General features: G+C 67.3%; 1 protein-coding gene. It reads left to right on the top strand.

Features of this window, described 5'->3' with window-relative positions:
• A partial coding sequence (locus ACCD07_RS32355) for a DUF3000 family protein (protein ID WP_413449700.1) occupies positions 1-241 on the top strand: 241 nt, incomplete at its 5' end.
• Positions 242-245 lie beyond the last annotated feature (4 nt).

The following is a 245-nucleotide window of genomic DNA, read 5'->3' as shown; positions in this document are numbered from 1 at the left end:
GCGCGACGCGGCCTATCATTCTGCTTCGGGCACCGCCACGAAGATCCTCTCAAAGGGGTTCGGGTCGCTTGCGGAGGAGGGCGACGGCGCACAGATCGAGCTGCGCGCGTCGTGGACGCCCGAAGGAGACCTCCGCGATCACGTGGAGGCATGGGCCGAGCTCGTGTGCATGCTCGCCGGGCTGCCGCCCGGATCGGAGCAGATCGAGATCTTCGGCGCCAGGAAGGCGGAACGTGACTGACTAC

Origin of the sequence: Duganella sp. Dugasp56, from assembly GCF_047304105.1 — a bacterium.
Classification (GTDB): domain Bacteria; phylum Pseudomonadota; class Gammaproteobacteria; order Burkholderiales; family Burkholderiaceae_D; genus Rugamonas; species Rugamonas hordei.
Note: the sequence above shows the minus strand (reverse complement) of the source record. Positions and strands in the feature narration are given on the sequence as shown.